This is a genomic window from Mycobacterium parmense (assembly GCF_010730575.1).
GTDB lineage: Bacteria > Actinomycetota > Actinomycetes > Mycobacteriales > Mycobacteriaceae > Mycobacterium > Mycobacterium parmense.
This window is the reverse complement of sequence record NZ_AP022614.1, coordinates 3,597,654-3,612,353: the sequence shown is the minus strand read 5'-3', so window position 1 is coordinate 3,612,353 and position 14,700 is coordinate 3,597,654. Positions and strand designations below refer to the sequence as shown.

The following is a 14,700-nucleotide window of genomic DNA, read 5'->3' as shown; positions in this document are numbered from 1 at the left end:
GACCGGGCGGCATTCGGGGGAATGCAGGCGTTTGCGATGAGTCTTCGTGTCCCTGCGCGCGCAGGTGCGACAGCGGTCTAACCTTGGCCTCGATGGTCCTCAAATCGAAGGCGATACCGGCGATCCTCGCTGTCGCGGCACTTGCCGCGCTGTCGGGCGGTTGCCTTCACCGGCCGGCCAATTCGCCCCTGGCGAGCGGTGACCCCGCGGCGGCCGAGTTCGCGACCGCGCTGCACAACAAGGTGACGAGCGACGCCATGATGGTGCACCTGACCAAATTGCAGGACATCGCCAACGCCAACAACGGCACCCGCGCGGTGGGCACCCCGGGCTACGACGCCACCGTCGACTACGTGGCAACCACATTGCGTAACAAGGGGTTCGACGTGCAGACACCCGAATTCTCCGCGCGCGTCTTCCATGCCGACAAGCCGGTGCTCACCGTCGCCGGCAACTCTTTGGCCGCGCACGCACTCGACTTCAGCCTCGGGACGCCGCCAGACGGGGTGAGCGGGCCCCTGGTGGTCATGCCGCCGGCCAACGTCGGTTGCGCCGCTTCCGACTACTTCACGCTGCCGTCGCGAGGCGCCGTGGTGATGGTGAGCCGCGGCAACTGCCCGTTTTCGCAGAAGGAGGATACCGCCGCGCAGAGCGGGGCGGTGGCGCTGATCATCGCCGACAACGTGGACGAGCAGGTGATGGGCGGCACCCTGGGGCCGGCCACCGACGTCAAGATCCCGGTGCTCAGTGTGACCAAGTCCGTGGCCGTGCAGCTTCGCGAGCAGCCGGGGCTTACCACGATCAAACTGAACGCGAGCGCCCAGAGCTTCAAGGCGCGCAACGTGATAGCGCAGACCAAGACCGGTTCGGCGACCAACGTGGTGATGGCGGGCGCGCATCTGGACAGCGTCCCCGAGGGGCCGGGCATCAACGACGACGGCTCGGGGGTCGCGGCGGTGCTGGAAACCGCTGTGCAGCTGGGTAGTTCGCCTTCGGTGCACAACGCGGCACGGTTCGGCTTCTGGGGCGCGGAAGAACTCGGTCTGATCGGGTCGCGCAATTATGTCGAATCGCTGGACATCGACGGGCTCAAAAACATTGCGCTCTATCTGAATTTCGACATGTTGGCATCGCCGAACCCGGCTTACTTCACCTATGACGGCGATCAGTCGCTGCCGATGGAAGTGCGCGATCGGCCGGTGGTTCCGGAAGGCTCGGCCGGCATCGAGCGCACCCTGGTCGCCTACCTGAAGTCGGTGGGGAAGACCGCGCAGGACACCGCGTTCGACGGTCGCTCCGACTACGACGGGTTCACCCTCGCGGGCATCCCGGCGGGCGGCCTGTTCTCGGGCGCCGAGGGCAAGATGTCGGACGACCAGGCCAAGCTGTGGGGCGGCACCGCCAACCAGCCGTTCGACCCGAACTACCATCAGAAGTCCGACACCCTCGATCACATCAACCGCACCGCGCTGGGAATCAACGGCGGCGGGGTCGCCTACGCAATAGGCCTATACGCGCAGGATATCGGCGGGCACAACGGGGTTCCCATCATGGAGGACCGCACGCGCCACGTGCTCAACAAATCATGATCCGCGGGCTCGGCGCGGTACTGTTGCTGGCCGGGCTGCTGGCGGGATGCTCGTCGCCGCGGCCGGTCAAGCCGGTCGGCGCCCCCGACCTCGGCCACGACCTGGCCGCGAAGGTGACCGCGGATCGGATGTTCGCCCACCTGCACGCGTTGCAGGACATCGCGAACGCCAACAAGGGCAACCGCGCCGAAGGCACGCCGGGGTATGACGCCAGCGTCGATTACGTGGCCAAGACGTTGCGGGACCGAGGTTTCGACGTGTCGACCCCGCAGTTCGACCGCTTGTACACGGTGGCGCCCGGCAAGCCGTCGATCACGGTGGCCGGACGCAGCTACGCGGTGGACCAGGCCTCGCTGTTGGTGCAGACGCCGCCCGGCGGCCTGACCGGCCAGCCCGTCCGACCGACGCAACCGTCGGGTTGCGCGGTCACCGACTACCCGCCCGTCGTGCCCAAGGGTGCCATTGCCGTGGTCGACGACTCACGCTGCTCGGTGGTCGACAAGCAGCACAGCGCGGTCGCCAAGGGTGCGGCCGCGCTGATCGTGCTCAGCGCGCCCGCCGGCCAGGGAGCCCCGCCGACGCTGTTCAACCCGGGCTATTTCAAACAGTTGACCGTGCCGGTCGCCGTCGCCGGTTCGTACGCGGGCTCGGCGCTGGCAGCCGCGACAGCGCCGATTCGCATGGTGCTCGACGCGCAGAACGTGAAGATCACGTCACGAAACGTGTTGGCGCAAACCAGGACCGGCTCCCCCCACGAAGTGGTGATGGTCGGCGCCCACCTCGACGGCCCGCGCGCCGGCCCGGGAATCAACGACAACGGTTCGGGGGTGGCCGCGGTGCTGGAGACCGCGCTGCAACTGGGTCCGCTGGCGCCGGTCAACAATGCGGTGCGATTCGCGTTCTGGGGTGCCGAGGAGGACGGCCTCAACGGCGTGATGGACTACGTCTTCGGCATGAACGCCGAGCAGCTCAACGACATCGCGCTGTATCTGAATTTCGCCATGCTGGGTTCGCCGAACGCCGGATTCTTCACCGACGACGGCGACCAGTCCGGCCCGCCCGGGCCCGGCGTGACGTACGCGGACGTGCCCGAGGGGTCGGCGGGCATCGAGCGCACCCTGGCCGGCTTCTTGAACCTGGCGGGAAAGCGGCCCGCGGACATGCCGCTGAGTACCCGGACCGACTACCACCCCTTCATGGTCGCGGGCGTGCCCATCGGCGGGACGACGACTGGTGCTTCGCAGCTGAAAACCACTGTGCAGGCACGGCTCTGGGGAGGCCAGGCGGGCGCCCCCTTCGACCCCGACTTCCAGAGTCCCCGCGACACGGTCGACAACATCAATCGAGATGCGTTGGCGGTCATGGGTTCTGGCGCCGCGTTCGCGGTCGGCAGTTACGCGGAGTCGATCGGCGGCGTCAACGGCGTCCCCCCGCACGACAAGCGGCATCGCACCAGGGTTCCGTAGCGCGCGACCCGGCAGCGGCGTCGTGGTGGCCTCCGGGTCGGACACGAAGTGATTGAACCGCCGGTGCGCGGGTATGACTCCTGATCCGCGGTGACCTGGAGCGGTTCAAGAAGTTCATCGAATCCCGCCCCAGTGGGACCGGCGCCTGGCGCGGAGACGTGTCCCGGCCCGACGCGGGACAATAGCGGCCCCTCAAGACTGCGCCGACCTCCGTCGTTTGCTGAACCCACGCGTTCATCCGATGGCCGTTGACCATTGGCTCTAGAATGAGATCCCTTCGGTTTGCCGGTCGGGATGAGGTTCGTCATGGGTTGGCGCGCGCGGGGTCGACGCACGGCCGCGGCGCGCGCCTGCGCCGCGGCGGCGATGGTGGTGTCGGCGTGCACCACGGTCGTCGACGGCCGCGGGCTGTCGATGCTCAACGATCCGTTCCGGGTGGCCGGCCTGACCGCCACCAACGGCCCCAGTGGGATCCGCTCGGATGCGCCGGCCCCGACCGGCACGGTGGTGGGCACCGACAACGGGACCATCGACAGGTTGTCGCTGCTGTCGGTCAACGACATCGAGGATTACTGGAGGTCGGTGTACAGCGATTCGCTCAAGGGATCTTTCGTTCCGGTAGGCAGGCTGGTGTCCTACAACTCCGAGGATCCGGATAGTCCGACCGTCTGCCACAGCGACACCTACAAGCTGGTCAACGCATTCTTCACCTCGCGCTGCAACCTGATCGCGTGGGACCGGGGCGTGTTCCTGGCCGTGGCGAAGCGCTACTTCGGCGAGATGTCCGTCAACGGCGTGCTGGCGCACGAATTCGGGCACGCGCTGCAGCACATGGCGAAGCTGGTGACCAAACACGATCCCATCATCGTGCGCGAGCAACAGGCCGATTGTTTCGCCGGCGTCTACCTGTTCTGGGTCGCCGACGGCAAGTCGCGCCGGTTCACCCTCAGCACCGCTGACGGACTCGATCACGTGCTGGCGGGGATCATCACCACGCGCGACCCGGTGATGGACAGCGAGACCGACAACGATGACGAGCACGGGTCGGCCCTGGACCGGATCAGCGCCTTCCAGATGGGTTTCATCAACGGCGCACCGGCCTGCGCGGCGATCAACGAGAAGGAGATCGACGATCGCCGCGGTGACCTGCCGAACACTCTGCGGGTCGACAACAGCGGAAACCCCGAAACCGGCGAGGTCCCGATCAACAAGGACACCCTGTCGATGCTGATGCAGGCGCTGGGAAGGGTGTTCGCGCCGAAGAACCCGCCGGCGCTGTCCTACACGATGGCCCCGTGCGCGGATGCCAAGGCCAGCCCGCCGGCGTCCTACTGCCCGGCCACCAACACCATCGTGGTAGACCTGCCCGGGCTGGCCATGATGGGCAAGGCCGCCGACGAGAACGAGCACAGCCTCCCGCAGGGCGACGACACCGCCCTGTCCATCGTGATGTCGAGATACGCCCTGGCGGCGCAGCACCAACGCGGCCTGCCGATGCAGAGCCCGTGGACGGCGCTGCGCACCGCCTGCCTGACCGGTGTGGTGCACCGCAAGATGGCCGATCCCGTCGACGTCCCGCAGCAGGGGCTGCTGCTGACCGCCGGCGACCTCGACGAAGCGGTCGCGGGCCTACTCACCAATCACCTCGTCGCCAGCGACGCCGACGGCACCAGTGTGCCCGCCGGTTTCACCCGGATAGCGGCGTTCCGCGGCGGCGTGACCGGCGACATGGACGCATGTTATTCGCGCTACCCTGGCTAGCCGGACTCTGTGCCACTCAACCTATTTCGGCGAGCCGGGGAGCCAGCTCGTCGCCGAGGCGCCGGATGAACCCGACGGGGTCCGGGTTTCCGGGCAACGGCCCCGTATTCACCATGTCCACGCCCAGCTGCGCGTACCGCTCGGCGGTCTTCAGGTACCCGTCCACGTCGTCGAAGGGATTGACGGGATAGGCGACCGTCTTGCGGATCTCTGCGGAATTCCTACCGACCGCTTCGCAGTGACGGTGCAGAACGTCGACCTTGTGGGCCAGCTCGTCGACGTCGGACGTCGTGCTGTTCCACACGTCGGCGTACTGCGCGACCAGCCGCAGCGTCTTGCGCTCGCCGTCGCCACCGATCAGAATCGGCGGACGCCGAATCGGTTGCGGCGCACAGATAGTCTCGGCCAACCGGTAGTGCTTGCCGTGATACGGCCCGTCGTCGTCGCTCCACATCTGCCGGCAGATCTGCAACGTCTCCTCGAGCATCTCGAAGCGGTCGCGCAGCGGCGGATACGCGATGCCCAGGGCGGTGTGTTCTCGTTCGTACCACGCCGCGCCTAGCCCCAGCATCGACCGGCCCTGCGACAGCACGTCCAGCGTGGTGACGACCTTGGCCAGCACCCCGGGATACCGATACGTGACCCCGGTGACCAGCAAGGCCAGGTCGATGGTCGTCGTCTGTCCGGCCAGAAAGCCCAGCGATGTGTAGCCTTCCAGGAACGGGTCTTCGGCGCGTCCCACGTTCTCCATCTGGAAGAAGTGGTCGGCCAGGGTGAACAGCGTCGCGCCGCCCTCTTCGGCTGCCTTGGCAGCGTCGGCAAGTGTCGGCCCCAGTATCGCCGGATCGCCCGGCAGGAAGTCGATGAAGTGCACAGCTAATTCCATTGCCGTCAAGCCCCTTTCGTCATTCGGTCAAGCGCTCGAGCAGTGCCAACGCCTTGATGATGACGCGGCGTTCGCGTTCGGAATACCGCTCGTGGATGGCGCGCACCAGCCACTCCTCGCGGACCTGCCGGTTGCTCTCAGCGCGTTGCCGGCCCGCCGCGGTCAACGAGATCAGTTGTCGTCGGCCGTCTCTCGGGTCGGGCTCACGCACGACAAGCCCCCGCTGCTCGAGGGCGGCCACTATCGTGGCCATCGACTGTGGACGCACCTGCTCGGCTCCGGCCAGGACGCTCGCCGATGAGGCGCCCTCCTTCCAGAGCCTGATGAGCACCGCGGTCTGGGAGGGTGTCAGATCTTCGTCAGTGGCGAGACCCCTCAACCGGCGTCGCAGCCGGCCGACCAGCACCCGCAGGTCGCGGGCCGCCGCGGCCGCTGACTCGTCGATGCCGTCCACACCGCCAGGCTAAACTAGCCAGTCCAAACTGTCCAGTCTAAGCTGACTAAATTCGGCCCAATAGTTGCAGGGCGGCGTCTACCGCCAGCGCGGCCACGTTCAGGGTTTTCGACCGCAGATCGTGCCGCGCACCGGCGATCTCCACCACGGCGGTCGTGCCGGAGACCAGTGCTGCGGCCTCGTTGAGCTCGGCGGGAGTGCCGAACGGATCCGAGGTCCCGTGGGTGAACACCGTCGGCACCCTGATGCCGGGCAGGTGCTCGGTGCGGGCGCGTTCCGGCTTGCCCGGTGGGTGCACCGGGTAGGAGAACAGCGACAACAGGTCGACGTCGGCTTCGCGTCCGGCCACCACCATCGACGTCTGCCGGCCGCCGTAGGAGTGCCCGCCCGCGATCAGTGGGCCGTCGGCGAGGCCGCGGCACAACATGATCGCCTCGACGATCCCGGCGCGGTCGGTGGCGGCCGAACCGGACGGCGGACCGGTGGGCCGGCGCCGGCGGTAGGGCAGGTTGTAGCGCACCGCGAGCCAGCCGCGGCGGGACCACTCGTCGCAAACCTGTTGTAGCAAAAGCGAATCCCGGTTGCCGCCGGCCCCATGGGTAAGCACCACGACGCCCGACGCCGATCCCTGCGGTTCATGCGCCACGCCGGCGATCTGGTCCAGGCTCGGGAGGTCACTCATGACAGCCTGAACAGAGGGGATACCGGGCCGTGACCGCCGCCGAGCGGATAGGACGCGCGCAGGCTCTCAGTGACCCACCGCTTCCCGAAGCCGACCGCGTCGGGAACGGCCAGCCCGTGTGCCAGCGCACAGGCGATCGCGGCCGCCAGGGTGTCGCCGCCGCCATGATCGTTGCCCGTGGCCATCCGCTGCGCGTCGAACTCGTGAAAGTCTGCGCCGTCGTAGAGTAGGTCGCGGCTGCGCCCGGATGACCGCAGGTGCCCGCCCTTGACCAGGACCCACTGCGGACCCAGCGCATGGAGCGCCTCGGCCGCGGCGCGCTGCGAGGCGACGTCGACGACGTCGATGCCCACCAGCAGTCGCACCTCGTCGAGGTTGGGCGTCACCAGCGTGGCCAAGGGAAACAGTTGATCGCGAAGGCTATTCAGCGCCGACGGCGCAAGCAGAGGGTCGCCGTGCATGGAAGCGCAGACCGGGTCGACGACGAGCGGAGCCGTCAACCCCAGCCGCCGCCAGGTGGTCGCGACCGCGCCGATGATGGCGGAGGACGCCAGCATCCCGGTCTTGGCGGCCTGGATGCCGATGTCGCTGACCACCGCTTCGATCTGGTCGGCGACCACGTCGTCGGGGACTTCGTGAAAACTCTTGACTCCCAGCGTGTTCTGCACGGTGACCGCGGTGACCGCGACGCAGGCATGCACGCCCAGCAGCGCCATGGTGCGCATGTCGGCCTGAATGCCCGCCCCGCCGCCCGAGTCCGATCCGGCGATGGACAGCACCCGCAGGGGAGTGGTCCCCGGCGGCGGCAGTGGCAGATAGGCGACTGGTTCGGATGAGCGGTGACCCGCTGCGCCCGGCTCCGCCGCGCTGGCGATCACCGCTGGTTCGGATGAGCGGTGACCCGCTGCGCCCGGCTCCGCCGCGCTGGCGATCACCGCTGGTTGATCGGCAGATACACCCGGTTGCCGTGCTCGGCGAACTCGGCCGACTTGTCCGCCATGCCCTGCTGCAGCGCCGCCTCGATCGCCTCCTCGCTGTCGAGACCGTGCTCGGCCGCGTACGCGCGGACGTCGGCGGTGATCCGCATCGAGCAGAACTTGGGCCCGCACATCGAGCAGAAGTGCGCGGTCTTGGCGGGTTCGGCGGGCAGCGTCTCGTCGTGGAAGTCGCGCGCGGTGTCGGGATCCAGCGAGAGCGCGAACTGGTCGTGCCACCGGAACTCGAATCTGGCCCTGCTCAGCGCGTCGTCGCGCTCCTGCGCGTGTGGGTGGCCTTTCGCCAGATCGCCTGCGTGCGCGGCGATCTTGTAGGCGATCACCCCGTCCTTGACATCCTTGCGGTCCGGCAGGCCCAGGTGCTCCTTGGGGGTCACGTAGCACAACATCGCGGTCCCGGCCTGGGCGATGATGGCCGCGCCGATCGCCGAGGTGATGTGGTCGTAGCCCGGCGCGATGTCGGTGGCCAGCGGGCCCAGCGTGTAGAACGGGGCCTCCTCGCACCACTCCTCTTCCAGGCGCACGTTCTCGACGATCTTGTGCATCGGAACGTGTCCGGGACCCTCGATCATCACCTGTACACCATGGGATTTGGCGATTCTGGTCAACTCACCCAGCGTGCGCAGCTCCGCGAACTGCGCCGCGTCGTTGGCGTCGGCGATCGAACCCGGCCGCAAGCCGTCCCCGAGGGAGAACGTGACATCGTAGCGGGCGAAGATCTCGCAGAGCTCGGCGAAGTTGGTGTACAGGAACGACTCCGTGTGGTGCGCCAGGCACCACGCCGCCATGATCGAGCCGCCGCGGCTGACGATGCCGGTGACTCGCTTGGCGGTCAGCGGGACGTAGCGCAACAACACGCCCGCGTGCACGGTCATGTAATCCACGCCCTGCTCGCACTGCTCGATGACGGTGTCGCGGTAGATCTCCCACGTCAGCTCGGTGGGATCACCGTTCACCTTCTCCAGCGCCTGGTAGATGGGCACCGTGCCGACGGGCACCGGAGAGTTACGCAGAATCCACTCGCGGGTCTCGTGGATGTTCTTGCCGGTGGACAGGTCCATGATCGTGTCGGCGCCCCAACGGGTGGCCCACACCATCTTGTCGACCTCCTCGGCGATCGACGACGTCACCGCCGAGTTGCCGATGTTCGCGTTGACCTTGGTCGCGAACGCCTTGCCGATGATCATCGGCTCGATCTCGGGATGATTGTGGTTGGCCGGGATCACGGCGCGGCCACGGGCGACCTCGTCGCGCACCAGTTCGGCGGCCATCCCCTCGCGGGCGGCGATGAACGCCATCTCCGCAGTAATCTCCCCGGCCCGGGCGCGCTGCAGCTGGGTGCCGCGGTCGCGGACCAACCCGGATCTGGCCGGCAGCCCGCGCGACAGGTCGATCGAGGCGTCGGGATCGGTATAGGGCCCCGAGGTGTCGTACACGTCGAAGTGCTCCCCGTTGGACAGGTTCACGCGCCGGAACGGGACCCGGAGCGCCGCCCCGCCGCCGGGCTCCGCCACCTCGCGATAGGCCTTCGCACTGCCGGCGATGGGTCCGGTGGTCACCGATGGTTCGACTGTCACGGTCATTTTCATCTCCCTACGCCGGCATTACCCGGTCAGGTTCTTACGGTCGACGGCCCCGAGCCGTCCTCTCAGCGCACTCGGCGTGCGCTCCCGCGTATTGGTGGATGTGTCCGGACGCGACGTTACCCCCACCCCGCAAGCGCGGCATGCGGGCCGGGCCTTGTGGGTGGCCCGGGGCACACTCCCGATGGAAAAATGCAGACGTGCAGCAGCGAAGTCAGCCGGGTGCCGGGACAACCGGGATAACCGGGACAAGCAATGTGGAGGCGAACGGCCCGGCCGATGCGGTCGCCCCTTACCTGAACATCGGCGCCTTCCGCTTCTGGTTCGTGGGGCAGCGGTGGGAGTGGTCCGACGAGGTGGCCAGGATGCACGGATACGAACCCGGCTCGGTCGAGCCGACCACGAAACTGCTGCTCTCCCACAAGCATCCCGACGACCGCGCGCACGTCCAGGAACTGCTCGACCGCGCCTTGCACGCCGAGGAGTCCTTCTCGAGCCGCCACCGCCTCATCGACACCGCGGGTAGGGTGCACGACGCGATCGTGGTGGCCGATCGCATGCATGACGAGACGGGTGCGGTGGTGGGCACCGCCGGTTACTACATCGACCTCACCAGCACCTTCGACGCGGCGCGGCAGGAGGTGCTCGACGCGGCGCTGCCCGACCTCTTCGAGAACCGCGCGGCCATCGAGCAGGCCAAGGGCGTGCTGATGTACGTCTACCGGGTCAGCGCAGAGCAGGCCTTCGGCGTGCTGCAGTGGCGCTCCCAGGTGACCAACGTCAAGGTGCGATCGTTGGCCAAACAACTGCTGGACGAGATCGCCACACTGAAGGCTCCGGTCGCGGCGCAGCAAAGCCAGTTCGACCACCTGCTGCTTACAGTGCACGACAGGATTCCCCCGCAGACCGATGGGTAATCGCCGAGCCCGCCGGGTAACCGGCCTGATACGCGAACGCCGCAGGTCGAACACGGGTTAATCTTCGAAGACGGGAGTCACGCGCGTGCCGCGTATCCGGGCGAAAGGCGACGGCATTGTTGGTAGTCGAAGACGAGGCGCGCGAGGACGCCGTCGTCGTCCGTGCGAAGGGTGAGATCGACTCCAGCACCGTCGAGGAGCTCGCCTCCCGCCTCGCCGGCGCCCTGCAGCAGGCCGCGGCGCACCCGGCGCGCCTGGTGGTGATCGACCTGCAACCGGTGACCTTCTTCGGCAGCGCCGCGCTGAACGCGGTGCTGGACTGCCACGAGGAGGCCAAGGAGGCCGGCACTTCGGTAGCTCTGGTGGCGGACCACGACCAGGTGCTTAGACCGATCCAGGTGACAGAGCTGGACCGCATCCTCGACATCTATCCGACCCTGCCCGACGCGCTGCGACGTAAGCCGCAGCGATGACCGTGGCGCTGCCGGCCGATTTGGCGGCCGCAGTGACTCTGGGCGGCGAAATGGGTCGGCGATTTGCCGAATTCGACTGGGCCGCGCACCCGCTGGGTTCGCCGCGCGACTGGGCACGCGAGGTCCGGTCGGCGGTCGCCACGACCCTGACGTCGCGGTTCCCGCTCGCGCTGTGGCTGGGCCCGCAGGACCTGTTCGTGGTCTACAACGAGGCATACATCGAGATCCTCGGTGACAAACACCCCGCCGCACTGGGTCAGCCCGGCCGAGACGTGTGGTGGGACATCTGGGATTCGATCGGCCCGATGCTCGCCGGGGTCATCACCACCGGCGAGGCGACGTGGTCGCGCGACCTCATGCTCCCGATGGTCACCGCCGGCCGTCGCGAGGAACGGTTCTTCTCGTTCACCTACAGCCCGTTGATCGACGCAGGTGGCCGGCCGTACGGCATCTTCTGCCCGTCCTATGAGACCACCCAACGGGTGCTCAGCGAGCGCCGCCTGCACCTGCTCAACGCCGTCGCCGCCGCGTTGATGGGCGCGCGCAGCATCGACGACGCGGTCGAGGTGGCCGTCACGGTGTGCGCCGGTCAGCCCGCCGACCTGCCCTTCGTCGCCGTCTACGTCGGCGACCCCGAGACGGGAGCCATCGCGCTGCGCGGCGCGACGCCGTCGGTGCGGGCGCTGCTGCCGCAGGACCTGGCGCGGTTGACCGGCTGGGACTCGGCGTCGCGGTCCCGGGCGCAGGTGCGCCTGATCGAGAACGTGGCGGCGGCCATACCGGGAATCGAGACGATCCTCGGGGCCGACTGCCCGCAACAGGCGTTGGTGTTGCCGCTGGGCGAGGCCTCGACCGCCGGCGCACTGGTGGTGGGGACGAGTCCGCGACGCCCGCTGGACGACCAGTACCGCGGCTTCTGCCAATTGCTGACCGACCAGGTGTCCTCGTCGTTCGCCTCGATCGTCTCCTACGAACGGGAGCGGCAGCGCGCCGATGCGCTCGCCGAGCTGGACCGGGCGAAGACGGCTTTTTTGACCAACGTGAGCCACGAGTTTCGGACACCACTGACCCTGCTGCTCGGTCCGCTCGATGACGCGCTTGCCGAGGCGCCGCCGGAATCCCTTCTGGCCGAACAATTGAGCACCGCGGGACGCAATGCGCGGCGCCTGCAGCGCCTGGTCGACTCGCTGCTGGACTTCTCCCGCATCGAGGCCGGGCGGGCCGGCGCCAGATTGGTCTGCACCGACGTCGGTGCCTTCACCGCGCACATCGCGTCGTCGTTCACCGAGCTTTGTCAACGTGGCGGACTGACACTCAACGTGGACTGCGCCCCCGCTCTGGCCGAAGTCGACCTGGGAATGTGGGAGACGATCATTCTCAACCTGCTCTCCAACGCGGTGAAATACACTCTGCGGGGCTCGATTTCAGTCCAGGTGCGCGCGGACGTCACAAACTGCGTCGTGGTTGTGCGCGACACCGGAGTGGGCATCCGCGCCGACGACCTGGATCGTCTGTTCGATCGCTTCTACCGAGCGGACAACGCGCGGGGTCGCAGCGTGGAGGGAACCGGGATCGGCCTTTCGCTGGTGCGCGGGTTGGTGGAGCTGCACCGCGGGACGGTGGAGATCGACAGCGAAGTGGACCACGGGACGACGGTGACCATTCGGCTGCCGCGGTCTACGGCGGGCGTGGCGGTGGGTCAGTCACCCGGGGGGCCGTTGGACGAGACCAACCCGTATCTGGCCGAGGCGCGTCAGTGGCTGACGCCCGTCACGAAACCCGCCGATGAGACTGCCGATCCCGCCGGGGAGCGCCGGCTGGTGCTGATCGCCGACGACAACGCCGACATGCGGGCCCATCTCGACCGGGTGTTGTCGACTCATTTCGAGACGATGCTCGTCGGCGACGGTAAGTCGGCGCTGGCCGCGGCGCGTGACCGGCGCCCGGACGCGATCGTGACCGACGTCATGATGCCGGGCCTGGACGGCTTCGAATTCGTCGCCGCCATCCGCGCCGATCCGGCGCTCGCGGCCATTCCGGTCCTCATGCTGTCGGCGCGCGCCGGCGCGGAGGCCGTCACCGAGGGCTTCGCCGGCGGCGCCGACGACTATCTACCGAAGCCGTTCCGTTCGCAGGACCTGATCGACCGGGTGCGGTCGAGGCTGTCCGCGGTGGGCCGCGAACGCGACCGCCAGCGACGCGAGGCGCACGCGCGGCTCACCTCCGACCTCGTTGCACTCGACTCCGCGTTGCAGGCCACCGACTCCATCGCCGGGATCATGGACGCTCTGCTCGCCTCGCCCTTCGGTACCAGCGATGCCGCGGCGGTCTCCATCGGGGTTCTCGACGGGGAGCACCACGTGCGGTTCGAATACGCCGGCATGGTTCCCGCGGAGCTGCGCGACCGCTACCACGTGGCCGCGCTCGACTCCCCGCTGGTGGGAGTCGACGTCGTGAGCAGCGGCCAACCCATGGTCATCCCCGACACCTTCGAACTGCCCGCGCGCTACGAGCACGCGGTCCGGGACACCGCCGCCAGTGTCCGTGCCTGCGTTGCCCACCCGATGCGGGATCACTCGGGCCGCGTGATGGGTGTGGTCACGTTCCTGTGGCCAGAGCCGCGCCAGTTCGACGCAGCCGAACTCGACACCTTCAGCCGGATGGCCGAACTGACGTCCTCGGCCCTGGAACGGGTCCGCGTCATGGCGCGCGAACATCGCATCGCCATCGACTTCCAGGAACACCTGCTCGACCTGGACCACAGCTCGACCGCCGCGGTCGTCGCGGCGGTGTACCAGCCGGCCGGGGAAACGATGCGGGTCGGCGGCGACTGGTATTCGATCACCCCGCTGGACCGTTCGGCCAGGCTGGGCATCTCGGTCGGCGACGTTGTCGGACACGGCCTGACCGCCGCGATCGTGATGAGCAGGCTGCGCGCCGCGGTGGCCGCCTCGGCGCTGACCGCGGCCGAACCGGCGGCGGTGCTGGGCGCCCTGGACCGGTATGCGGTCAGCGTCGCGGGCGCGCGCTGCGCGACGGTGGCCTACGCACTGGTCGAGGCAGACCGCGAGACCGGCCGCGCCGCCGTGCGCTACAGCTGCGCCGGCCATCCCTATCCGTTGGTGCTCTCCGCCGAGGGCCAACCGGAGTTCCTCGAGGCCGGTCGCCGCCCCCCGGTGGCCGTGCGGGAGATGGACTCCCCGAACGAGTCTCCGGAGGCGACCGCGACCGCGGAGCTCGGACCGGGAAGCCTGATCCTGCTCTATACCGACGGCCTCATCGAGCGAGCCGGCGAGAGCCTCGACGACGGCTTCGGCCGGCTCAAATCCGCGGCGGCCGACTGCGCCGACCTCGCCGTCGAGTCCGTGTGCACGCAGCTACTCTCCCGCATGACTCCGCCGGCCGGCTATCGCGACGACGTGGTGGTTTTGGCGCTGCGTCCGGCCCACGCGGCTGCGCGCAGCTTCGCCTCCGTGTTGCCGGCCGCGCCGGCTCAGATCCCGGTCGCGCGCGGCCAACTGCGGTCCTGGCTCAACAGCATCGAAGTGACCGAGGACCGCGAGCTGGACATTCTGCTGGCGACCGGGGAAGCGGTGACCAACGCGATCGAGCATGGCAGCGGCAGCGAGCCCCGCAAAACCGTGTCCGTGGAGGCGTTCCTGCGTCGGGAAACTGTGGCGATCACCGTCAGCGACTCGGGTCGATGGGTGGGGGATTCGTCGGCCAGCCTGCGCAGCCGGCGGCGGGGACGCGGGCTCACGCTGATCGGTGGCCTGGCCGACCGCGTCGACACCGTCCGCACCCCCAAGGGCACCCGCGTGACGCTGCAGTTCGACCGCGCGGTGTCGGCCAGCTCGGCGCCGCTCTGACGGCTCGGCCCAATCGCTCCCCGTC

Annotated in this window: 11 protein-coding genes and 1 riboswitch; of the genes, 6 read left to right on the top strand and 5 right to left on the bottom strand. The window is 68.4% G+C overall.

Annotation, left to right across the window (positions count from 1 at the left end):
• The first annotated feature begins 92 nt into the window (after positions 1–92).
• From G6N48_RS16705 to G6N48_RS16695, 3 genes are all read left to right on the top strand, one after another.
• Complete coding sequence (locus G6N48_RS16705; RefSeq protein ID WP_085271726.1) at positions 93–1,589, top strand: M28 family metallopeptidase; 1,497 nt, start codon at positions 93–95, stop codon at positions 1,587–1,589.
• On the top strand, positions 1,586–3,055 hold the full coding sequence (locus G6N48_RS16700) for a M28 family peptidase (RefSeq protein ID WP_085271727.1): 1,470 nt from the start codon (positions 1,586–1,588) through the stop codon (positions 3,053–3,055). Before G6N48_RS16705 ends, G6N48_RS16700 begins: the two co-directional genes overlap by 4 nt.
• 306 nt (positions 3,056–3,361) lie before the next feature.
• Positions 3,362–4,816 carry a neutral zinc metallopeptidase gene (locus G6N48_RS16695; RefSeq protein WP_085272043.1) on the top strand — a complete coding sequence of 485 codons (1,455 nt, stop codon included), beginning with the start codon at positions 3,362–3,364 and terminating at the stop codon, positions 4,814–4,816.
• A 16-nt stretch (positions 4,817–4,832) separates the two neighbouring features.
• On the opposite strand, the gene G6N48_RS16690 is transcribed toward G6N48_RS16695, so the two are convergent.
• The 5 genes from G6N48_RS16690 to thiC form a co-directional block, all read right to left on the bottom strand.
• Positions 4,833–5,702 (bottom strand): LLM class F420-dependent oxidoreductase, encoded by an 870-nt coding sequence (locus G6N48_RS16690; RefSeq protein ID WP_085271728.1) that lies wholly within the window; start codon positions 5,700–5,702, stop codon positions 4,833–4,835.
• Between the two features lie 19 nt (positions 5,703–5,721).
• Positions 5,722–6,156: a MarR family winged helix-turn-helix transcriptional regulator gene (locus G6N48_RS16685; protein WP_085271729.1), complete on the bottom strand. Its 435-nt coding sequence runs from the start codon at positions 6,154–6,156 to the stop codon at positions 5,722–5,724.
• A 46-nt stretch (positions 6,157–6,202) separates the two neighbouring features.
• Positions 6,203–6,838, bottom strand: a complete 636-nt coding sequence (locus G6N48_RS16680) for an alpha/beta hydrolase family protein (protein ID WP_085271730.1) — start codon at positions 6,836–6,838, stop codon at positions 6,203–6,205.
• Positions 6,835–7,713 (bottom strand): bifunctional hydroxymethylpyrimidine kinase/phosphomethylpyrimidine kinase, encoded by an 879-nt coding sequence (thiD, locus tag G6N48_RS16675; RefSeq protein WP_085272044.1) that lies wholly within the window; start codon positions 7,711–7,713, stop codon positions 6,835–6,837. Before thiD ends, G6N48_RS16680 begins: the two co-directional genes overlap by 4 nt.
• Positions 7,714–7,769: 56 nt before the next feature.
• The gene (thiC, locus tag G6N48_RS16665; RefSeq protein ID WP_085272045.1) at positions 7,770–9,416 is read right to left on the bottom strand and encodes a phosphomethylpyrimidine synthase ThiC; all 1,647 of its coding nucleotides are present in this window, start codon (positions 9,414–9,416) and stop codon (positions 7,770–7,772) included.
• Positions 9,407–9,517, bottom strand: a riboswitch (TPP riboswitch). It overlaps the preceding gene by 10 nt.
• 156 nt (positions 9,518–9,673) lie before the next feature.
• Here thiC and G6N48_RS16660 point away from each other — a divergent pair.
• The 3 genes from G6N48_RS16660 to G6N48_RS16650 all read left to right on the top strand — a co-directional run bounded on the left by G6N48_RS16660 (position 9,674) and on the right by G6N48_RS16650 (position 14,675).
• Positions 9,674–10,333 carry a PAS and ANTAR domain-containing protein gene (locus G6N48_RS16660; protein ID WP_232066641.1) on the top strand — a complete coding sequence of 220 codons (660 nt, stop codon included), beginning with the start codon at positions 9,674–9,676 and terminating at the stop codon, positions 10,331–10,333.
• 116 nt (positions 10,334–10,449) lie between these two features.
• On the top strand, positions 10,450–10,806 hold the full coding sequence (locus G6N48_RS16655; protein WP_085271732.1) for an STAS domain-containing protein: 357 nt from the start codon (positions 10,450–10,452) through the stop codon (positions 10,804–10,806).
• Entirely contained in the window at positions 10,803–14,675 is a 3,873-nt protein-coding gene (locus G6N48_RS16650; RefSeq protein ID WP_085271733.1) for an ATP-binding protein, read from the top strand. The genes G6N48_RS16655 and G6N48_RS16650 overlap by 4 nt, the downstream gene beginning before the upstream one ends.
• Positions 14,676–14,700 lie beyond the last annotated feature (25 nt).

Excerpts from the sequence above, each read along its gene's own strand:
- G6N48_RS16695 (WP_085272043.1), top strand. The coding sequence starts at position 3,362 with ATGGGTTGGCGCGCGCGGGGTCGACGCACGGCCGCGGCGCGCGCCTGC.
- G6N48_RS16700 (WP_085271727.1), top strand. The coding sequence starts at position 1,586 with ATGATCCGCGGGCTCGGCGCGGTACTGTTGCTGGCCGGGCTGCTGGCG.
- G6N48_RS16650 (WP_085271733.1), top strand. The coding sequence starts at position 10,803 with ATGACCGTGGCGCTGCCGGCCGATTTGGCGGCCGCAGTGACTCTGGGC.
- thiC (WP_085272045.1), bottom strand. The coding sequence starts at position 9,416 with ATGACCGTGACAGTCGAACCATCGGTGACCACCGGACCCATCGCCGGC.
- G6N48_RS16680 (WP_085271730.1), bottom strand. The coding sequence starts at position 6,838 with ATGAGTGACCTCCCGAGCCTGGACCAGATCGCCGGCGTGGCGCATGAA.
- G6N48_RS16705 (WP_085271726.1), top strand. The coding sequence starts at position 93 with ATGGTCCTCAAATCGAAGGCGATACCGGCGATCCTCGCTGTCGCGGCA.
- G6N48_RS16690 (WP_085271728.1), bottom strand. The coding sequence starts at position 5,702 with ATGGAATTAGCTGTGCACTTCATCGACTTCCTGCCGGGCGATCCGGCG.